This is a genomic window from Catellatospora vulcania, assembly GCF_009720385.1.
GTDB lineage: Bacteria > Actinomycetota > Actinomycetes > Mycobacteriales > Micromonosporaceae > Catellatospora > Catellatospora vulcania.
On sequence record NZ_ML769302.1, the window covers coordinates 15,309 to 35,312 of the forward strand.

Annotated in this window: 18 protein-coding genes and 1 tRNA gene; 6 read left to right on the plus strand and 13 right to left on the minus strand. The window is 72.7% G+C overall.

Annotated elements, in window-relative coordinates:
- Positions 1 to 157: 157 nt before the first annotated feature.
- Together rsmA and F6W97_RS04325 are read right to left on the minus strand one after the other, a co-directional pair.
- Entirely contained in the window at positions 158 to 1,015 is an 858-nt protein-coding gene (rsmA, locus tag F6W97_RS04320) for a 16S rRNA (adenine(1518)-N(6)/adenine(1519)-N(6))-dimethyltransferase RsmA (RefSeq protein WP_230686410.1), read from the minus strand.
- Between the two features lie 9 nt (positions 1,016 to 1,024).
- On the minus strand, positions 1,025 to 2,356 hold the full coding sequence (locus F6W97_RS04325; protein ID WP_155368855.1) for a cytochrome P450: 1,332 nt from the start codon (positions 2,354 to 2,356) through the stop codon (positions 1,025 to 1,027).
- A gap of 226 nt (positions 2,357 to 2,582) precedes the next feature.
- Between F6W97_RS04325 and F6W97_RS04330 the strand changes: the two genes are divergently transcribed.
- Positions 2,583 to 2,918 carry a DUF805 domain-containing protein gene (locus F6W97_RS04330; RefSeq protein WP_269059670.1) on the plus strand — a complete coding sequence of 112 codons (336 nt, stop codon included), beginning with the start codon at positions 2,583 to 2,585 and terminating at the stop codon, positions 2,916 to 2,918.
- A 67-nt stretch (positions 2,919 to 2,985) separates the two neighbouring features.
- On the opposite strand, the gene F6W97_RS04335 is transcribed toward F6W97_RS04330, so the two are convergent.
- A complete protein-coding gene (locus tag F6W97_RS04335; RefSeq protein ID WP_155368857.1) occupies positions 2,986 to 3,840 on the minus strand; it encodes a TatD family hydrolase in 855 nt (284 codons plus the stop codon).
- Between the two features lie 142 nt (positions 3,841 to 3,982).
- Between F6W97_RS04335 and F6W97_RS04340 the strand changes: the two genes are divergently transcribed.
- A complete protein-coding gene (locus F6W97_RS04340; RefSeq protein WP_155368858.1) occupies positions 3,983 to 5,215 on the plus strand; it encodes a hypothetical protein in 1,233 nt (410 codons plus the stop codon).
- Here F6W97_RS04340 and metG read toward each other — a convergent pair.
- Complete coding sequence (gene metG, locus F6W97_RS04345) at positions 5,212 to 6,987, minus strand: methionine--tRNA ligase (RefSeq protein ID WP_155368859.1); 1,776 nt, start codon at positions 6,985 to 6,987, stop codon at positions 5,212 to 5,214. The genes F6W97_RS04340 and metG overlap by 4 nt on opposite strands.
- A 112-nt stretch (positions 6,988 to 7,099) precedes the next feature.
- On the opposite strand from metG, the gene F6W97_RS04350 reads away from it, so the two are divergent.
- Positions 7,100 to 8,866: a hypothetical protein gene (locus F6W97_RS04350; RefSeq protein WP_155368860.1), complete on the plus strand. Its 1,767-nt coding sequence runs from the start codon at positions 7,100 to 7,102 to the stop codon at positions 8,864 to 8,866.
- Between the two features lie 201 nt (positions 8,867 to 9,067).
- Here F6W97_RS04350 and rsmI read toward each other — a convergent pair whose 3' ends face one another.
- Complete coding sequence (gene rsmI / locus F6W97_RS04355) at positions 9,068 to 9,898, minus strand: 16S rRNA (cytidine(1402)-2'-O)-methyltransferase (RefSeq protein ID WP_155368861.1); 831 nt, start codon at positions 9,896 to 9,898, stop codon at positions 9,068 to 9,070.
- A gap of 85 nt (positions 9,899 to 9,983) precedes the next feature.
- Here rsmI and F6W97_RS04360 point away from each other — a divergent pair, with 85 nt between their 5' ends.
- Positions 9,984 to 11,510 carry a dolichyl-phosphate-mannose--protein mannosyltransferase gene (locus F6W97_RS04360; protein WP_230686412.1) on the plus strand — a complete coding sequence of 509 codons (1,527 nt, stop codon included), beginning with the start codon at positions 9,984 to 9,986 and terminating at the stop codon, positions 11,508 to 11,510.
- Positions 11,511 to 11,580: 70 nt separating this feature from the next.
- Here F6W97_RS04360 and F6W97_RS04365 read toward each other — a convergent pair whose 3' ends face one another.
- The 7 genes from F6W97_RS04365 to F6W97_RS40460 all read right to left on the minus strand — a co-directional run bounded on the left by F6W97_RS04365 (position 11,581) and on the right by F6W97_RS40460 (position 18,619).
- Positions 11,581 to 11,739 (minus strand): hypothetical protein, encoded by a 159-nt coding sequence (locus F6W97_RS04365; RefSeq protein WP_155368862.1) that lies wholly within the window; start codon positions 11,737 to 11,739, stop codon positions 11,581 to 11,583.
- A gap of 211 nt (positions 11,740 to 11,950) precedes the next feature.
- Positions 11,951 to 12,024: transfer RNA gene (locus F6W97_RS04370), tRNA-Ala, on the minus strand.
- Between the two features lie 175 nt (positions 12,025 to 12,199).
- Positions 12,200 to 12,964 carry a divisome protein SepX/GlpR gene (sepX, locus tag F6W97_RS04375; RefSeq protein ID WP_196278975.1) on the minus strand — a complete coding sequence of 255 codons (765 nt, stop codon included), beginning with the start codon at positions 12,962 to 12,964 and terminating at the stop codon, positions 12,200 to 12,202.
- Positions 12,965 to 13,094: 130 nt separating this feature from the next.
- On the minus strand, positions 13,095 to 13,721 hold the full coding sequence (locus tag F6W97_RS04380) for a GNAT family N-acetyltransferase (protein ID WP_155368864.1): 627 nt from the start codon (positions 13,719 to 13,721) through the stop codon (positions 13,095 to 13,097).
- Between the two features lie 67 nt (positions 13,722 to 13,788).
- Positions 13,789 to 15,093 carry a molybdopterin molybdotransferase MoeA gene (locus F6W97_RS04385; RefSeq protein WP_155368865.1) on the minus strand — a complete coding sequence of 435 codons (1,305 nt, stop codon included), beginning with the start codon at positions 15,091 to 15,093 and terminating at the stop codon, positions 13,789 to 13,791.
- A 1-nt stretch (position 15,094) separates the two neighbouring features.
- Positions 15,095 to 16,042: a UTP--glucose-1-phosphate uridylyltransferase gene (locus F6W97_RS04390; RefSeq protein WP_155368866.1), complete on the minus strand. Its 948-nt coding sequence runs from the start codon at positions 16,040 to 16,042 to the stop codon at positions 15,095 to 15,097.
- A 9-nt stretch (positions 16,043 to 16,051) separates the two neighbouring features.
- On the minus strand, positions 16,052 to 18,619 hold the full coding sequence (locus F6W97_RS40460; protein ID WP_230686413.1) for a GGDEF domain-containing protein: 2,568 nt from the start codon (positions 18,617 to 18,619) through the stop codon (positions 16,052 to 16,054).
- 86 nt (positions 18,620 to 18,705) lie between these two features.
- Between F6W97_RS40460 and F6W97_RS04400 the strand changes: the two genes are divergently transcribed.
- Both F6W97_RS04400 and F6W97_RS04405 read left to right on the plus strand, forming a co-directional pair.
- Positions 18,706 to 19,317 carry a 5-formyltetrahydrofolate cyclo-ligase gene (locus tag F6W97_RS04400; RefSeq protein WP_155368867.1) on the plus strand — a complete coding sequence of 204 codons (612 nt, stop codon included), beginning with the start codon at positions 18,706 to 18,708 and terminating at the stop codon, positions 19,315 to 19,317.
- Positions 19,318 to 19,421: 104 nt separating this feature from the next.
- Positions 19,422 to 19,742 carry an FmdB family zinc ribbon protein gene (locus F6W97_RS04405; RefSeq protein ID WP_155368868.1) on the plus strand — a complete coding sequence of 107 codons (321 nt, stop codon included), beginning with the start codon at positions 19,422 to 19,424 and terminating at the stop codon, positions 19,740 to 19,742.
- A gap of 73 nt (positions 19,743 to 19,815) precedes the next feature.
- On the opposite strand, the gene F6W97_RS39980 is transcribed toward F6W97_RS04405, so the two are convergent.
- Positions 19,816 to 19,989 carry a hypothetical protein gene (locus tag F6W97_RS39980; RefSeq protein ID WP_196278976.1) on the minus strand — a complete coding sequence of 58 codons (174 nt, stop codon included), beginning with the start codon at positions 19,987 to 19,989 and terminating at the stop codon, positions 19,816 to 19,818.
- Positions 19,990 to 20,004 lie beyond the last annotated feature (15 nt).

The following is a 20,004-nucleotide window of genomic DNA, read 5'->3' on the forward strand; positions in this document are numbered from 1 at the left end:
TCACCCGCCGCCGCAGCACCCCGCTCCCACGTGCCCTGCCCACGGCGATCCGACGCGGCCTGCCGACCCCGCCTTATGTAGACGTTGGCCTATCTGGATGACAATTCTGCGATCGAACTCATCCAGATAGGCCAACGTCTATGAAGAACGTTGGCGGTCAGCCCTTCGCGGCGGCCAGGGCGGCGAAGGCGTGCACGTCGAGCTGTTCGCCGCGGGCCGACGGGTCGATGCCGGCCTTGCGCAGCAGCGCCTCGGCCTCAGGGGGGCTGCCCGCCCAGCCGGCCAGCGCGGCCCGCAACGTCTTGCGGCGCTGCGCGAACGCGGCGTCGACCACCGCGAACACCGCCTCCCGCGCGACGTCGTCGCGGGGCGGCTCCCGGCGAGTGAAGGACACCAGGCCGGAGTCCACGTTGGGCATCGGCCAGAACACCGCGGGCGGCACCTTGCCGGCCTGGCGGGACGAGGCATACCAGGCGAGTTTCACCGACGGGATGCCGTAGATCTTGCTGCCGGGCGCGGCGGTGAGCCGGTCGGCGACCTCCTTCTGCACCATGACCAGGCCGTGCCTGATCCCGGGCAGCTCCGCCAGCAGGTGCAGCACCACCGGCACGGCGACGTTGTACGGCAGGTTCGCCACCAGCGCCGTGGGCGGCGGGTCGAACTCGGCCGCGGTGACGCGCATGGCGTCGCCATTGTGGATGGTGAGCCGGTCGACGAGCCCGGGGGCGCGCTCGGCGGCGGTCGCGCCGAGTGCCGCGGCCAGCGGCGGGTCGATCTCCACCGCGTGCACGTGGGCCGCGTACGGGAGCAGGCCCAGGGTCAGCGAGCCCAGGCCGGGCCCGACCTCGACGGCGACGTCGGCGGGGTCGAGCTCGGCGGCGGCCACGATGCGCCGGATGGTGTTGGGGTCGTGCAGGAAGTTCTGCCCGAGCTTCTTGGTCGGCGCGACACCGAGCCGCGCGGCCAGCTCCCGGATCTCCGCCGGGCCGAGCAGTCTTGCCTGTTCAACGGTCACGCCATCAGGCTATCGGCCACGCTCGCGGACGGTCATGTGCAGCCCGCCCTTGGGCCGGATGGTGGCCTGACCGGACAGCTGCGCCGGGGCGCCGGAGGTCGGCTCCAGCGTCACCCGGGGCACCAGGGTGGCCAGCACCAGCGCGATCTCGGCCTCGGCGAAGCGGTTGCCGACACAGATGCGCGGGCCGTCGCCGAACGGCAGGTAGGCCTCGCGCGTGATGTCCGCGCCGGGCGCGAACCGCTCGGGGCGGAACTCCTCCGGCTCGGGCCAGTACGCCGGATCGGTGTGGATCACGTACGGGCTGAAGAACAGGATCTGCCCCGCCTTGACGGTGTGCCCGCCGAGTGACGTGTCGGCGACCGGCGTGCGGTCGAACAGCCAGCCCGGGGGCCAGCGGCGCAGCGTCTCCTTCACCACCTGCCCGAGGTAGGGCAGGTTCGGCAGGTCGGCCATGGTGGCGGGGCGCTCGCCGAGCACCTCGACGACCTCGGCGCGCAGCCTGTCGGCGATCTCCGGATGCCGGCCGAGTTCATAGAACGCCCAGGTCAGCGCGGTCGCGCTGGTCTCGTGACCGGCGAAAAACATGGTCAGCAGCTCGTCGCGGATCTCGGTGTCGGTCAGCGCGGGGCCGCCCTCCGGGTCCCGGGCGTTGATCAGCATGGAGAGCAGGTCGCCGCCGTCGCCGCCGCGTTCCCGGCGACGCCGGATCAGCTCGTACGACAGCCGGTCCATCCGGGCCACGCTGGCCTTGCGCCAGCGGTGGGTCTTCGTCGGCAGCCAGCCGGGCAGCAGCCCGAACGACAGCAGGTACGCGTTGAGCGAGTTGACGAAGTCGTGCACCGCCGCGAACACCTCGTCGCCGTCGTCGTCCACGGTGAACAGCGAGGTGCCGACGATGCGCAGGGTCAGCTGCGTCATCTCCTCGACGACCTCGACCCGCTGCCCGTCGGCCCAGGAGCCGGCCAGCCGCCGCGACTCGTCCACCATGATCTCGCCGTACCGCGCGATGCGCTGGGTGTGCAGGCTCGGCAGCACCAGCCGGCGCTGGCGGCGGTGCTCGACGCCCTCGCGGGTGAGCAGGCCGTCGCCGATGTGGCCCTGCAGCAGCCGGGTGGTGCGCCACGACTTGGCGAACTCCTGCGGCCGCTTCACCAGCATCTCGTGCACCAGCAGCGGGTCGGCGACGAGCAGCATCGACAGGGTGCCCATCCGGACACGGCTCAGCGGGCCCATGGTGCGTGCCGTGTGCTGCAGGAAGCCGGGCATGTCCCGGTTCATCTCGCGCAGGTTGCCCAGCAGCGGCATGCCCGGCGGCGAGGGGATGGTCTCCGTCGTCACATCGACGAGGTTAGACGTGCCCGGCGACACTCACCAGAGGCCGCCGACCCGGCCGGGCGACCTGCGCCGACGGGTGGCGGAGCGGTCCCGCTCATGAGGTGGTCCCGGCGCCCGGTCGGCTCGTTCTCCGCCCACCTTCGGCCCGTTGACGGATGATCTTCAACTGCCTAGGTTCAGCGAACTTGACCTTCACGGGAGGAAACCGCAAGTGGGCTCATACCTTGATGTGCTGAAGAAATACGCGACTTTCGGCGGGCGCGCCCGTCGCAAGGAGTTCTGGATGTTCACGCTCATCCAGTTCGTCATCGTCACCGCGCTCTTCGCCCTGTACCTGACCACCGAGGTCGATGCGTTCTACTACCTGTACCTCGCCTACTTCTTCGGCACCATCATCCCGACGCTCGCGGTGAGCTGGCGGCGGCTGCACGACACCGGCCGCTCGGGCGGCTGGTACTTCATCGGCGCTGTGCCGCTCATCGGCGGGTTCTGGCTGCTCGCCCTGCTGGCCGGCGCGGGCGAGCCGAAGGCGAACCTCTACGGCCCGGACCCCAAGGCCGCCTGACCGCACAGCAGAACGCCCTGCCCCCGGACCACCGGGGAGCAGGGCGTTCTGCTGTGTCGGGCGAGGCTCACCAGGGGCCGAAGACGCGGTCGCCGTTGTCCGAGATCGCGTGGCACATCTCGGCCAGCGGCATGCCCTTGGCCTCGGCGAGCGCCCGCACGGTCAGCGGGATCAGGTAGGAGGCGTTGGGCCGTCCCCGGTGCGGCATCGGCGTCAGGTACGGCGCGTCGGTCTCGACCAGGATCTGCTCCGGTGGGGTCAGCGCGACCGCTGCCCGCAGCTGCGGGGCGTTCTTGAAGGTCACCGTCCCGGCGAAGGACAGCACGAAGCCGCGCCGTACGCATTCGGCGGCGAACGCCTCGTCCCCGGAGAAGCAGTGCATCACCACGGTCGGCGGGGCGCCCTCGTCGTCGAGCACCCGCAGGATGTCGGCGTGGGCGTCGCGGTCGTGGATGACCAGCGGCTTGCCGACCCGCTTGGCCAGCGCGACGTGCGCCCGGAAGCTGCGCTCCTGCGGCGCCAGCCCTTCCTCCCCGGTACGGAAGAAGTCCAGGCCCGTCTCGCCGATGCCGCGCACCCGCGGGTCCTCGGCCAGCACCGCGATCTCGGCCAGCGCGGCATCCAGATCGGACAGTCGCGGGGCCTCGTTGGGGTGCAGCGCCACGGTCGCGACGACGGCCGCGTGCTCGGCGGCGCAGGCCACGCCCCAGCGCGAGGAGGCCACGTCGACGCCCACCTGCACCAGCCGGTCCACGCCGACCTTGGCGGCGGCGTCGAGCTGGACGGCCGGGTCGCCGCCGTCCTGGGCGACGATGTCGAGGTGGGTGTGGCTGTCCAGCACGGGGTGCGGCAGCGGCTCCGGGGCGGGCGGGAAGGACTCCCAGCGGCGTTCGGCGGCCCGCGCGGCGCGATCGTTGGTCACCCGCCCATGATCCCACCCCGGCCGACCGACACAGCGGTCGGTGAGCGCACGGTCCCGCTGCGAGGTCGATCACCCCGCGCGCGGCCTTCTGTTCAGTCCTCGTTCATCTGCGGGGCACGCGCGGGCATTAGCGTCAAAACCCGTGACGACCGTCAATGACACCGACCGTGGCACGGTACTCGTGGACGGCCGCGCCTACGCCGCGGACGCGGTCGCCGGTGGCGCCGCGTACGAGCTGTTCAGTGAGACGCCCGCGCCGGGCTTCCTGCGCCTGGACCACCCTGCCCAGTGGGCGTACCACCGGTTCGTGCCGGCCGCCGAGGTCACCGCGGGCGCGCAGGAGCCGGCCGCGACGCACCCGGAGTCGCCGCTGTGCGCGCCGCTGTCACGTGCCGTGAGCTGGGAGCACGTACACCGGCTGAGCCAGCGCCCACCACGTGACCGGCAGGCCGCCGAGCTGGTCGGCACCGTGCGGGCGACCGCCACCGTGCGCCGGGGCACCCGGATGGTCATGCCACTGAACCCGACCGGTGTCACCGCCCTGCTGCGTGGCCGCCTGCCGCACGGCTTCTGCTACCGCGAATGGGACCTCGCCCACCTGCGTACCCCCGCAGAACTGGCCGTGCTCGGCGCGGGCGGCACCGGCGCCCAGGACCCGGCCGACGAGATCGCCTACCTGCTGCGCTGGCGGGCCGTCGACCCGCGCGACTACCAGCCGTCGAGCGGCGACACCGTGGCCGGGCTGGTGGCCATGCCGCCGCACGACCGGGTCGGGGCGGCGGTGCTGGGCACCGGGTTCGCGCCCAGCAGCAGCGAGCTGATCCCGGAGTGGATCACCGCGGACTTCGCCGACCTGCCGCTGCCCGCGCACGCGGCGCTGGTCGCGTACGTGCCGGACGGCACCGAGATCGTGCTCTACACCTTCCAGCCCGAGCAGCGGGGCTGGCTGCGCCTGGTCGGCCCGCAGTGGCGGCGGCTGCTGCACCCGCTCCGCGAGATCAGCGCGGACCAGGAGTACCTGCCGATCCCGCGCACCGAGCCGGTGCACAGCCGGCTGATCGGCACGTTCCGGGGCGAGGAGTACGAGGCCGTCGCCGACCCGCCGGAGGAGTTCCGGGTGCTGGCGATGAGCCGGGCCGCCCGCTACCCGGTCGAGTCGCTGCTGCGGCGCACCCGCTACGCGCACTGGCGCGGCGCGCCCTGCACCGTGCTCGCGGCCGACAGCAACTGGGTCCGGCTGCGCCTGTGCCGCCCCGACCCGACGAACGTCGCCGCGCTGGGAGCGCAGTGCTACGAACGGGGCGTGTACGAGGCCTGGGCGCCGGCGACCGAGGTCACCGACGCCCAGGACGTCAACATCCCTTACCCGCTCTAGCTCTCCAGGCGGGCGAGTTCTTCCTCCACGATGGACGGGTCCAGCTTCCTGAACACCGGCGTCGGCGCGCTCAGCTGCGTGCCGGGGCGCAGCTCGCGCGGCTCCCACTTGGCGCCGACGGTGTAGTCGCCGGTGAGGATCGGGTAGCCGGGGCCGCCGTCGAGATCGGACACCTCGACGATCTGCGGCATCGGCGCGTGCACGCCCTCGCCGCCGAGCAGCTCGTGGATCTTCTGCGCGGCGTGCGGCAGGAACGGCGTCAGCAGCGTGTTGCAGTCGGTGATCGCCTGCAGGGCGGTGTGCAGGATGGTGGCCAGCCGGGGCCGGTCCTCCTCCGCCTTGATCTTCCAGGGCGACTGGTCGGACAGGTACTTGTTGGCCTCGCCGACGATCCGCATCGCCTCGTTGATCGCGGCCTTCTGCTTGTGGTTGCCGAGCAGGCCGCCGACCGTGGCGAAGCCGCCGCGCACCGTCTCCAGCAGCGCGGTGTCCTCCGCGGTCAGGTTGCTGGCCATGGGCACCGCGCCGAAGTTCTTCACCGCCATCGAGACGGTCCGGTTGACCAGGTTGCCCCAGCCCGCGACCAGCTCGTCGTTGTTGCGGCGCAGGAACTCCGCCCAGGTGAAGTCGGTGTCGGTGGTCTCCGGGCCGGCCACCGCGATGTAGTAGCGCAGCGCGTCGGCGTCGTAGCGCTCCAGGAAGTCGCGCACGTAGATGACGACCCGGCGCGAGGAGGAGAACTTGCGGCCCTCCATGGTCAGGTACTCGCTGGACACCACCTCGGTGGGCAGGCCCAGCTCGCCGAGCTGGCCCGGCTTGCCGCCCTTGTCGCCCTTACCGTCGTAGCCGAGCAGGATCGCCGGCCAGATCAGGGAGTGGAAGACGATGTTGTCCTTGCCCATGAAGTAGTACGACAGGCCGTCCTCGGACTGCCACCACTTGCGCCACGCCTCCGGGTCGCCGGAGCGGCGGGCCCACTCGATCGAGGCCGACAGGTAGCCGATGACCGCGTCGAACCAGACGTAGAAGCGCTTGGTGTCCCAGCCCTCCTTCGGGATGGGCACCCCCCAGTCCAGGTCGCGGGTGATCGCGCGGGGCCGCAGGTCGGCGACCAGGTTCTTGGAGAAGCGCAGCACGTTGGGCCGCCAGCCCTCACGGGTGTCGAGCCACGAGCCCAGCGCGTCGGCGAACGCCGACAGGTCCAGGAAGTAGTGCTCCGAGTCGATGAACTCCGGCGTCTCACCGTTGATCTTCGACTTGGGGTCGATCAGGTCGATCGGGTCCAGCTGGTTGCCGCAGTTGTCGCACTGGTCGCCGCGGGCACTGGTGTAGCCGCAGATCGGGCAGGTGCCCTCGATGTACCGGTCGGGCAGGCCGCGGCCGGTCGACGGGGAGATCGCGGCCTGGGTGGTCTTCGCGATCACGTACCCGTTGTCGAACAGGGCGGTGAACAGCTCCTGCACCACGGCGTAGTGGTTGCGGGTGGTGGTCCGGGTGAACAGGTCGTAGGCCAGGCCCAGCCCGTGCAGATCCTCGACGATCATGCGGTTGTACTTGTCGACCGCCTCCCGGGGCGTGATGCCCTCGGCGTCGGCCTGCACCTGGATGGGCGTGCCGTGCTCGTCGGTGCCCGACACCATGAGCACGTCGTGGCCTGCCATGCGCATGTACCGGCTGAAGACGTCGGAGGGCACTCCGAAACCGGAGACATGACCGATGTGGCGGGGGCCGTTCGCATAAGGCCAGGCGACCGCGGCGAGAACGTGACTCATAACGACCCAGCGTAGTGAAGGCGCTCAGTGGCCTATGCACCGGTTGTCACCTCGTACGACACGCCCGGCAAATCCCCTTGTCGAGTGTCCGACTGGAGTGAAATGACCAGGTATGAGGGATAACGTGGACAGCCTCGCGCACGATGAGCCCACCCAGCGGGTCGAGCCCGGCGCGGCCCCCGCCCGCGACGAAGCCCACCCCTCCCGGCCCGGCCGGTCCGGCACGCTCGTCGCGCCGCCCCCGCCCGGCCTGGTGGCGCTACCTTCCGACACCGACGCCCCATGGCGCCGCCCCGACGACCCGCCCCCGTCGCGCCGTCACGCCACGCCAGATCCCACGCCACCACGGCCGGTCGTGGCCGAGCAGGCCGCCACCCACGACCCTGGTTCACCGCAGCCAGTCGTGGACGAGCAGGCCGACTGGCACGACCGTGCGCTGCAGCAGCAGGCCATGCACGACCCTGCGCCGCAGCAGCCGGTCGGGCACGAGCAGGCGGTCCCGCACGAGCCGGCACCACAGCAGTCGGTCGCGCAGCAGCAGACCGGCCCGCACGACCCCGCGCCGCGGCAACCGGTCACGCACGAACAGGCCGGCCTGCCGGAGTCCACGCCAACACAGCCCGTGGCAGATGATGCGGCGTCGCCGACGACCGCTCCGGATGACCCCGCGTCGCCACCCACCGTGGCGCGGGACCGGGTGGCAGCGCCACCTCCCGAGCCGGTCACCGAGGGTCCTGCCGTGCAGGCGGATGGCGTGGCATCGCCTCCGGTCGACGACAGCGCCTCCGCAGATCGTGACGACGACCTGGCCGACGACCCCGAACCCGCGTTCGCACCCGAGCGTCAGCACCCCGCCTGGCTCGGCGAGCCGACCGGCCACTTCGACCTAGACCTGCCCGAACCCGGCCGCACGAATCCGTCCTGGCTCGGCGAGCCCAACCGTCGCGCCGACCCCGACGAACCGTTCGACCAGTACGCGCTGCCCGACGACGCGCCCTCGGCCGCGTTCAGCCGGACAGCCGGCAGGACGACGCCGGACACGACGGGGTCCGGCCCGGTGCGCGCGGCGCGCAACGCCGTGACGGTGGACCTCGCGGACCAGGACAGCGGGCACGGCCTGCCGGACACCGACGCCAGGTCCGCACCCGGCCGGCGCATGACCGAAATCGCCACGCCGGGCGCCCCCGCTCTCGCACCGCCCGCGGGGCACCGGCCGGTGGCGGGAGCGCCGCCGGCGCAGGCTCTCGGGAACTCGGCGCACACCGAGGCGTTCACCATGCCGGTGCAGGAGGTCCCGCGGGAGAGCTGGATCGACCCCCGGCTGCACGGCGCCCGTCGCGCCCGGCCCGAGGCCGTGGCACCGCCCAAGCGGCCGAGGCCGCCCCGCGCGCCACGACGCGCGGGTGTCGCGATGCCGTTCCTGATCTTCTTCGCGCTGGTGTCCGCCTTCTTCAGCTGGGTCAGCGCGGAACCGCTGTGGCTCGCGCTCGGCCACGGCGAGACCGGCACGCTGACCGTCACCAGCTGCGCGGGCAGCGGGCTCCTGGAGCGCTGCGTCGGCGAGTTCGCCACGCCGGCACGCGACTTCACGGTCGACGCGGTCAACGTGCTCGGCCCGCCCGGACAGGCCGAGGGACTGAGCGCCCCGGCGCGCATGGTCGGGGCCAACAGCCACCGGGCGTACGTCACCAACGGCACCGGCGGCCTGCACCTGCGCTGGATCGTCGGGCTGTCGATCGTGCTGCTCTGCTCGATCGCCATCGTCTTCGCCACCGGCGCCCTGCGCCTGCCCGAGCGCCGCGAACGCCTCGCCGCCGTCGGCCTCGCCTTCGCCGGCCCCCTCCTGGTCACCATCGGCTTCCTCGCCGCCACCTTCTGACCGACTGCACGGCCCCACCGCGCTTTCAATAGACACTGGCCTATCTGGATGAGTTTTCGACGATCGAACTCATCCAGATAGGCCAGTGTCTATGCGGAGGCCGAGGGCGGCGGCCCGGTGGGCCCGGTGGGCCCGGTGGGGCGCAACGCGGTCACGTGCTTTGGGGGCGCGGGTGGTGGGTTGCGGTGGTTCGGCGTGGTGTCAGCGGCGGGTGGAGAGGTCGTAGACGTCGCGTTTGGGGAGGTGGTGGGCGGCGGCCACGGCGGCCGCGGCGTCACGCCGGGACGAGCCGGCGGCCACGTGCGCGGCGACCTCGGCGATGAGCTGCTCGTCGGTGGGCCGGGTCGTGTCGGGCGTCGCGCCGGCCACGACGAGGGTGAGCTCGCCACGGAGCTCCTCCAGCCCGGCCAGCTCGGCCAGGGGCGCGCGGCGTACCTCCTCGTAGGTCTTGGTCAGCTCGCGGCACAACGCGGCGGCACGGTCGCCGCCGAAGGCCGCCACCAGGTCGGCGAGGGTGTCCTTGACGCGGTGGGTGGACTCGAAGAAGACCAGGGTGCGTTCCTCGGCCGCGAGCGCGGCGAGCCGCGCCCGCCGCTCGCCGCCCTTGCGCGGCAGGAAGCCCTCGAAGCAGAACCGGTCGCACGGCAGCCCGGACAGCGCCAGGGCCGTGGTGACCGCGCTGGGGCCGGGGGCGCAGGTGACCGGGAGCCCGGCCGTGAGCGCGGCGGCGACGAGCCGGTAGCCGGGGTCGCTGACGCTGGGCATGCCGCCGTCGGTCACCAGCGCCACCGACTGCCCGTCCCGCATCGCCTCGACCAGCTCGGGGGTACGCCGTTCCTCGTTGCCCTCGAAGTACGAGACGATCTTCCCGGGTATGACGATGTCGAGATCCCGGGCCAGCCGCAGCAGCCGCCGGGTGTCCTCGGCGGCGACCAGGTCGACGTCGGTGAGCACCTGACGCAGCCGCGCCGAGGCGTCCGCGGGGTTGCCCAGCGGCGCGCCGCACAGCACCAGCCCGGTGACTTCCGCCATCTGTCCCTGCCTTCGATGTGTTCTTTTGCCGATCACCGTGAACTGAGGCGACGGTTTCCGAGTTTTTCAGCCTACGATCCTTGGCGTGACCCAGACGGCGACGGCGCCCCCGCAGGCGCCCATCACTTCCGAGCCGCACGTGCTCAATGTCGTTCGGCGCCGGCTGCTGCCCCTGGAGCAGCGGCTGAACCCGTACGCGTGGCTGGCCGCGCTGGCGGTCACCTTCCTCGCGGGCGTGCTGCGCCTGTACAACCTGGCGAAGCCGCCCGGCAAGATCTTCGACGAGACCTACTACGCCACCGACGCCCACTGGCTGTGGGAGAAGGGGTTCGAGTGGGACGAGAAGAACGGCACCGCCGGCTACGTCGTGCACCCGCCCCTGGGCAAGTGGATCATCGGGCTGGGTGAGCAGGTCCTCGGCTACAACGAGGCGGGCTGGCGGCTGTCCGCCGCGGTGTTCGGCACCATCTCGGTGCTGATGTTCACCCGCATCGCCATGCGGATGTTCGGCTCGGTGGTGCTGGGCGGCGCGGCGGGCCTGCTGATGGCGTTCGACGGCATGCACTTCGTGCTCTCGCGCACCGCCCTGCTCGACCTGTTCCTGATGTTCTTCCTGCTGGCCGCGTTCGGCGCGCTGGTGCTCGACCGCGATCAGCGGCGGCTGCGGTGGCTGCGCTTCGTGGAGGGCGGCGGGGACCCGCACGGGCGCGGCCGGTCGAGTCGCCCGGCGTTCGCGGTGCCGTGGTGGCGGCTGGCGGCGGCGGCGCTGCTGGGCTGCGCGCTCGCGGTGAAGTGGTCCGCGCTGGCGTTCCTGCCGGTGTTCGTGCTGCTGGTGATCTGGTGGGAGGTCGGCGCCAGGCGCAGTGCCGGGGTGCGCCACCCGATCCGCGACACCATCCTCGACGAGGGCCTGTGGGTGCTGGCCTGCATCCCCGTCGTGCTGGGCGTGTACCTGGCGAGCTGGAGCGGCTGGATCCTCACCGACGGCGGCTACTACCGGAACTGGTCCCCGAACTGGTTCAGCAGCCTGTTGCACTACCACCAGGAGGCGCTGAACTTCCACGAAGGGCTCAGCTCGGAGCACACATACCAGTCGGCGGGCCCGTGGGCGCCCATCCAGTGGCTGCTGCTGGGCCGTCCGGTGGCGTTCTACTGGTCCGGGGACCCGGGCTGCGGGGTGGACCAGTGCGCCGCGGAGGTGCTGCTGCTGGGCACGCCCCTGCTGTGGTGGAGCTTCCTGCCCGCGCTGGGCGCGACGCTGTGGTTCGGCATCGCCCGCCGCGACTGGCGGGCCGGGGCGATCCTGGCGATGACGGCCGCCGCGCTGATCCCGTGGTTCTTCTTCCCGAACCGCACGATGTTCTACTTCTACGCGATGCCGGCCGAGCCGTTCCTGATCCTGGCCGTGGTGTTCGTCTTCGGCGCGATCATGACCTCACCGCCGGGCCTGCCGCAGAACGAGAACAGGCAGCTCGCCGGTTCGATCGCGCTGGGCGCGTTCGTGCTGCTCGTCGTGATCATGTTCGCGTTCTTCTACCCGATCTACACGGGCGAGCCGATCCCGTACGTGGACTGGCAGAAACGCATGATCCTCGGCAACAACTGGATCTGATACGGCCGCACGAAGGCCCGTGGCGCTCGCCACGGGCCTTCGCCGTGTCCGTCGGGGTGCAGGGTCCGGGTCAGTCCAGCTGCTGGACCTCAGGCGGCTCGATGCCGAGGCGCCGCAGCGCGCTCGCCCGCACCACCCAGACCCATGAGCAGCCGCCGGTTCCGTCGGGCTTGCGCACGGTGTAGTGGTTGAGGCGCAGCTCGTCAGCGGTGAACGGGTTCCAGTCCATGCCCCACCGGAACAGTCAACGCTCCCAGGCCCGGTGCCACACCCGGGCCTTGATGCTGCTGTAGTGGAAGAGGGTCACCCACTCGTCGGAGTCCGTCGCCATGCCGCGACCCTAGCCGCGCCGCGGGGCGGCGTCATCCGACTTGCGCTGCGCGGCCGCGCGAACAGCGAAGCGGCCATCTTCATCAATGGAAGATGGCCGCTGAACTCGGTGGAGACGAGGGGATTCGAACCCCTGACCCCCTCGATGCGAACGAGGTGCGCTACCGGGCTGCGCCACGTCCCCGAGTTGGTCCGCGTAACGGACCGGCCAAGGTTAGCAGGTCCGCCGGACGTTCGCGAATCCATACCCGGTGCGTCGTGGGTCACGGTCGAAGATCGCTGTTTCTGGTCAGGACCTGCGGCCCCGCCACACCCGCTGACCTGAAACAGCGATCATGGCGGGCCGCCCGGCGGGCGCGTCAGGCGGCAGGCCCCGCGTGGTACGGCTTGCCGCGTACGCCGGCCTGGCGGCCGCGGTAGGAGATCGTCGCCACGCGGGGCGGCGGCGGCGCTTCGGCGGCCAGCGTCTCGGCCTGGGCCTGCAACAGGGCGAGTTGCTCCTGTGCCCGCAGCAGCTCCTCCTGGAGCAGGCGGGCGGCCTCGCGGCGGGCCTCGGCGCGGCGGCGCTGCGCGAGGCGGACCTGTGCCTGCTGCTCGGCGAGCCACTGCGCCTGGCGCTCCTCGGCGCGGCGGCGGCGGGCCGAGCGCAGCGCCTGACCGCGCAGGTGGGCGACGTACAGCAGCAGCGCCGAGCCGGTCACCGACACGCTGATCAGGAAACCGGGGCTGACCAGCACGACGCCCGCGAGCTGCACCAGGTTCAGCAGCACCAGCCCGGCCAGCAGCCGCCGGCGGCGGTACACGGCGGGGCGGTGCCTGCGACGCGGCTTGGCCCTGCCCCGCTCACCCTGGCCGACCAGCCGCAGCGGGGTGCGGGACGGGCCGTTGCCGGAGACGGGCGGGGCGGACACGGGAGCGGTGCACAGTGCCCGCGGCGGCCGGATCGGGCGGCGGCCGGGCACAGTGCGGCGGCGGCGCCGGCGCGACAGCACCCGCGCGGTAGAGATCGCCCGCTCCGCCACCAGCCGCTCGGTGGCGTCGTACCGGCGCACCAGCGCCGGGGCGAGAGCGAGCAGACCGGCAGCGGCGAGGACGGCGAGGAGCACCGAGGTCGGCACCCTCACCCCTCCCGTCACCAAGGTGTGGCGACCGACCGGTTCAGGAATCGGTCACCGTAAGACTTCCAGTGAGGGGAGCCTACGTTCGTGATCACGTGATCGCGTAACGCCACACCGTAGGAAGGTGAAGTCCGGTTCAGCCGCGCCGACGCCGCCAGCGTGCCATCAGGCCGCCGTCGGAGGCTACGTCCTCCCAGGTCAGCGCATATCCGATGTGATCACGCCAAGCGCCGTCGATGAACATGTAGTGCGGGTGGTAGCCCTCCTCGCGGAAGCCGAGCTTCTCCACCACGCGACGGCTGGGCTTGTTCTCCGGCCGGATGTTCACCTCGACGCGGTGCAGCCTGCCGGGGCCGAACGCGTGGTCGACGACGAGCGCGAGCGCGGTGGGCATGATGCCGCGCCCGGCCACCCGCGAATCGATCCAGTAGCCGCAGTACGCCGACGAGAAGGCCCGGCGCACGATGCTGCCCAGGTTGATGTGCCCGACCAGGCGCTCCCGGCCGTTCTCGCGCAGGCAGATCGCGAACGGCATCGATTCGCCCTGGCGGGCCCCGCGGCGCATGGCCCGCCGGATCATGTGGAACGCGGCCGTCGAGTTCAGCTCCGACCAGGCCGCGGGCGGCGTGGCCTCCCACTGGCGCAGCCAGGCCTCGTTGTAGGTGCGCACCTCGACCCAGTGCCCGGCGTCACCGCGCCGGTACGGCCGCAGCACGACGTCCCCGTCGGTGAGCACCGCGGGATACCCCACCGCAGAAGTCATGCCCGCTCCTCGCTGCGCTCGTCGGCAGCATGAGGACCCGGGAACATGATTCGCTCGCTTCGCTCCCTCATCGCCGGCGGTCCAGCAGCAGCACGTCCACGGTGGAGCCCGCGGCCGCGCTGGTCACCCGCTCACCCAGCACCAGAAGTCCGTTAGCCTCGGCCATACCGGCCAGGGTACGGGCACCGCCCGCCAGCGGTTGCACCGTGTATCCGCCCCCGCGCCGCTCGGCGACCAGCGCCGGCCGGAACTCACGCAGCCCGCCGGGCGACGCGACGGTCTCCAGCAGGTGGCCGCGCACCGAGGGCCGGAACACCGGCTCGGCCCCGGCCAGCACCTGGATCACGGGCCGGGCCAGCACCTCGAAGCCGATCAGCGCGGCCCCGGGCTCGCCGGGCAGGCATACGATCGGCACCTCCTCGGCGCTGCCGACGGTGCCGAAACCGAGCGTGCCGCACGGGTAGAGCGACACGTCGGTGAAGTTGACCATGCCGGCGCGGCTGCCGTCGCGGCGCGACAGGATGCGCCGCACCATGTCGCCCGGCCCGGTGCCGGACCCGCCGGTGGTGATGATCAGATCGGCGCGCAGGGTCTGGTCCTCCAGCAGCGCGCGCAGCGCCTCCGGGTCGTCGTCGCAGATCCCCACGCGGTACGCGTGCGCGCCCGCCTCCGCGGTGGCCGCGGTCAGCGCGTGCGAGTTGACGTCGACGACCTGCCCGGCCTGCGAGACCCGGCCCGCCTCGACGAGCTCGTCGCCGGTGGACACGATCACGACGCGCGGGCTGGGCCGCACCACCACGTGCCCGATCCCGCTGGCGGCCAGCGCGCCGACCAGGGCGGGGGTCACCGCGGTGCCGGCGCGGGCCAGCACCATGCCCTCGGCGACGATCTCGCCGGTGCGGCGTACGCCGTAGCCGCGCTTGACGGGGTGGTGCACCTCGACCGAGGCCATGCCCTGGTCGGTCCAGCGGATCGGCACCACCACGTCGGCGGCCTGCGGCAGCGCCGCCCCGGCGGCCACCGAGAAGCAGGTGCCGGGCGTGAGCCGGGCCGGCCGCCAGCTGGCCGCGGCGAGGTCGCCCACCACGTTCAGCCGGGCCGGCCGCCCGGCCGCCGCCGCGGCGATGTCCTCGGACCGGGCCGCGTAGCCGTCGATCGCGGCCTGGTCGAAGGCCGGGTACGGGTGGGACGCCACCACGTTGTCGGCCAGCACGTTGCCGTGCGCCTGGGTCAGGTCCAGATCCAACGCCGGCAACGCCCGCAACCTGCGCAGCACGCTGCCCAGGTAGTCGGCGAGTGGCGTCAGCTCGCCCGCGGCCGCGGCCGCGTCGAGATGGACGGGGTCCGGAGTGGACCTGACCGTGGCGGTCATGTCAGGCGGCCTTCCCCGCATTGCGGTCGAGGCCGGCGACGAAGGACTTCAGCCACTCCGTGAAGGCGGGGCCGAGGTCGTCTCGTTCGCTGGCCAGCTGTACGACGGCCTGCAGGTAGCCCAGCGGCATGCCGGTGTCGTAGCGGTGCCCGCGGTACACGATCCCGTGCACCGGGGTGCCCTCGGCGAGCAGCAGCGCCATCGCGTCGGTGAGCTGGATCTCACCGCCGCTGCCCGGCTTGGTGCGCCGGATCGCGTCGAAGATCGTGCCGGGCAGCACGTACCGCCCGACGACGGCCAGGTTGCTCGGGGCCTCCTCGCGGGACGGCTTCTCGACCAGCCCGGTGACCCGCACGACGTTCTCGACGTCGGCGTACTCGGGGGCCTCGGACACCGACGCGATGCCGTACCGGTTGACCTGGTCCTCGGGGATCTCGATGAAGGCCAGCACGATGCCGCCGGTACGCGACTGCAGCTCGATCATCTGTGGCAGCAGCGGCTGGGACTCCTCGGTGAACTCGTCACCCAGCAGCACCACGAACGGGGCGTCGCCCACGTGGGACTCGGCGTAGGAGACCGCGTGGCCGAGGCCCAGCGGCTCGCCCTGGCGGCAGGTGTAGATCTCGGCCAGCTCCGAGGTGCCGCGGACGGCGGCCAGGCGCTCCATGTCGCCCTTGGCCTCCAGCCGCGCCTCCAGGTACGGCTGGCGGTCGAAGTGGTCGACCATGCTCGTCTTGCCGCGTCCCGTGATCAGCAAGACATCGTTGATGCCCGCCCGGGACGCCTCCTCCACGATGTACTGCAGAACAGGCCGGTCGACGACGGGCAGCAGCTCCTTGGGCACCGCCTTGGTGGCCGGGAGGAAACGGGTCGCCAGACCGGCCGCGGGAATGACAGCCTTGGTGGCCCGCTGGCCGTGCGCTTGTGCGAGGGGGGTGTGCTCCGACATGTCGCGAGACTAACGGCCCCGAGCCTGTCGAGGGGCTTGTGGGCTGCTCGACGCGCCGCCGGATGGGCACAGGACGCCGCCGGGCAGCGCTACCTGGAACGTGTCGCGCCCGGCCGCCTTGGCGGCGTACAGGGCCTCATCGGCCGCCTGGAGCACCCCGGCGCCCTGCGACCCGTGGTCGGGCAGCACGGCCAGTCCGATCGAGACGGTGACATGGACGTAGAGGTCCGGACCGCCGTCGCGGGCCGGCACGACGATCGGCTCGCGGCGCACCGCCTCGCACAGCCGCTCGGCGACGGCGACGCCGCCCACCTCGTCGGTCTCCGGCAGCAGCACCACGAACTCCTCGCCGCCGTGCCGGAAGGCCACGTCGACCTCGCGGATCTCGTACCGGATGCGCTGGGCGAACTCGGCCAGCACGGCATCGCCCGCGGCGTGGCCGTAGGTGTCGTTGATCTCCTTGAACCGGTCCAGGTCCAGGGCGAGCACGCACAGCCGCCGGCCGAACCGGACGGCCCGCTCGGACTCCCTGCGCAGCGACTCGCGCAGCGAGCGGTAGTTGAACAGCCCGGTCAGCGGGTCGGTCACCGACAGCCGCTGCGCCTCCTCGTGCACCCGCACGTTGTCCACCGCGACCGCGGCCTGCCCGGCGAACGTGCGCAGGGTGACCAGGTCGGAGTCGTCGAACTCGTCGCGGCCCAGCCGGTCGTAGAGGGCCAGCACGCCGCGCGCCGCGGGCAGCGCCCCGGGCTGCGGGAACGCGTTGGCCTCACCGAGCCCCGGCGCGGAGAACGGCACCACCATGTACGTGCGGCAGTCCGGCTCGCCCGGGTCCAGCCGCGGCCCGTCCCGCTCGACGCGGCCCAGCCGGGGCACCCCGGTGGCCGCGACCAGGCCGGTCAGGCCCAGCCCGTACGGCACCCGTAGGGTGCCCCGCTCGCCGGTGGTCCACTGCTCGGGCAGGCCCTCGGTGCACTGGCCGACCAGCGCGCCGGTGGCCGGGTCGGCCAGCAGCACCATGCCGGCCGACGCGCCGGTGGCGTGCCGTGCGGTCTGCAGGATCACCCGCAGGATGCGGTCGAGGTCGTGGGTGCTGGACAGGGTGTCGCCGAGCACGCCGAGGTGCCCGCGCAACTGGTCCCGGCTCGCCGTCAGCGCCGCCACGTAGGTGTGCAGCTCCCGGGTCATGTGGTTGAAGGCGGTGGCCATCCGCGCGATCTCGTCGTTGCCGCGTACCGGCACCCGGGCGTCCAGGTCGCCCCCGGCGACCCGGTCGGCGGCCGCGGCCAGCTCGACCACGGGCTCGGTGGCGGTCTTCGCCAGCCACCAGGCGACCGTCACGGCCACCGCCGCGGTGATCAGGACGACGAGGGTGAGCAGCAGGTAGAGGCCGGTCGGCGGCCGGGCGGGCAGCGACACCGCCAGCGGCAGCGGCTCGCCGGCGACGGGACCGACCCGCGCCACGAGGTGGCCGTTGTCCGCCGCGCCGGTCGCGCCTTCGCGCAGCCTGCCCGCGTACCCGCTGATCGACGCGGCGTCCGCGCCGAGCATGGTGGTGTGCACCGGCCCGCCGGTGCCCAGATCCTCCGGGGCGGGAGCGAGGTCGACCTCCCGGCCGAACTCACCGCCGACGGGGTATTCCCCGGCCGCGGCCGCGTCGGCCGGGTCCTGGCCCGCCGGAGCGGCGGCAGCGTCAGCCGGAGCCTGGCCCTGCCCCGCCGCAGCGGCGGCGGCGTTCACCGGAGCCTGGCCCGCCGGGACCATGGCGGCGTCGGCTGGACCGGGACCGTCGGCAGTCGGGTCGACGGGCAGCGCGCCGCCGGTGAGGTCGCCGGGCTGCCCGGCCGTCGCACCGGCCGGAGCGCCGATGCCACCAGGCACCGCGCCCGGCATTCCACCGATGCCGCCCGCGCCGTCCTCGGTGCCGTCGGTCGCGTCGCCGTCCGGCTCACCGGTGCCGTCCGTCGCGTCGCCGTCCAGGTCACCGGTGGTGTCGTCCGGGTCGGCCGCTGAATCCGGGTCGGCGGCGACCGCGCCGGCCGGGACACCGGCTCCGGGCAGCAGGGTCAGCTGCGCGCCGCTGGCCTGGGCGAGGCGGCGGATGAGGTCGCCGTCGACGGTGAGCGCGGCCGAGACGGTGCCGGTCGGCTCGCCGTTCGGGCCGGCCAGCGGCACCCGGGCCGACAGCGCCTCGAACCCGGCCACCGCGTCCGGGCGCACCTGCGGGTCCGGCCCGGCGCAGTCGGCCCACGGCGGGGCCGGCGCCTGGGCGGTGGTGGCGCCGTCGATGCCGGTGTCGATGTGCACGCCGCCCGCGAGACCGGCGGCGACCATCCGCTCGGCGGTCGCCAGGCGCTGGTCGGCGGGTGCGGCGGCGACGCCCTCGGCGACGGCGCGCAGCTGGCCGCAGAGCGCGCCGACCGAGGTGCGCACCGAGCCGGCGGCCACGGCCAGCCGCTCGGTCGCCCGCTCGTGGGACAGCTTGCTGACCATGGTGCCGACGAAGAAGGCGCCGAGCAGTACGGGGCTCAGGACCACCGCCAGGAAGGCGGTGGTGAGCCGTGCGCGCAGTGTCACACTTTCCCCCTCGGCGGCGGTGAAGTCATCGGAGTCAACGGCGAACGCCGCGCTAGGATGCGACGCTTGTACAACCTGAGGACGTTATGAGTGAATATTCCGTTTCTTCAGTGACCCCCGTGCCGGCCAAACGCGAGGTACGCGCCGCGGTGCTGGCCGCCCGCCGGGCGATGACCCCGGCAGCCGTCGCCGAGGCGGACGCGGCGCTGGCCGGGCGGCTGACGGAGCTGGTCACGCCCGGCGCGGCGTGGACCGTCTGCGCGTACGTGCCGATTGCCGGCGAGCCCGGCGGGCCGGACCTGGCGGACCGGCTCGCCGCCGTGCCCGGCGTGGCCCGGGTGCTGCTGCCGGTGCTGCGCGCCGATCGCGATCTCGACTGGGCCGCGTACGCCGGGCCGGAGTCGCTGGCGCCCGCCGCGTTCGGGCTGCGCGAACCGACCGGACCGCGGCTCGGCGTGACCGGGATCACCTCAGCCGAGTTGGTGCTGGTTCCGGCGGTGGCCGTGGACCGGCGCGGCATCCGGCTGGGCCGCGGCGGCGGCAGCTACGACCGGGCGCTGGCCAGGGTGCGGCCCGGCACGGCGGTGATCGCGCTGCTGTACGACGGCGAGCTGCGCGACGCGGTCCCCGCCGAGGAGCACGACCAGCGGGTAGGTGGCGCGCTCATGCCGAGCGGCCTGCGGCGCATTCCCGGCTGACGCGGACAGTGTGATCGGCGACAGCTACTTGGCACCTCGCCGGGCTGTCAGGCACTATTAGCACTCGGTATACCCGAGTGCCAGCAATGATCATGGAGGGGAACGTGCCCACCTACCAGTACGCCTGCACCGCTTGCGGTCACCAGCTGGAGGCCGTGCAGTCCTTCGCGGACGAGCCGCTGACCGAGTGCCCGACGTGCGAGGGCACCCTGCGCAAGCTGTTCTCCTCGGTCGGCGTGGTGTTCAAGGGATCCGGCTTCTACCGCACCGACTCGCGCGGCAGCGGCTCCGCCACCGCCCCCGCGTCGTCCGGCAGCTCCTCGGCCCCCGCAACGAGCAGCTCGACCGGCAGTTCTTCGTCGAGCGGCAGCAGCACGACATCGTCGAGCACCTCGTCGTCGGCCGCGAGCAGCAGCACTTCCTGAGATTCGCCCGCATTGTCCGGTTCCGCGCTATAGTACGGCGGTGCGCCAGCCCCGCCCCCGCTGTAGCCGGCGGTCAGTCCCAGTGCGGCGGGCGTTCGTCGCGCAGCCGGTCGTCGTTGCTGTACGACCGCTCGCCCCAGCCCCGGTCCGTGTCCTCGCGGGTCTGCTCGGGCAGCACGGGAGTGTCGTCCTCGAACTCCACGACGCGGTCGTCGTCTCGACCGCCGAATCCGGCCTCACTGCTCATCACCGCAGCATAAGA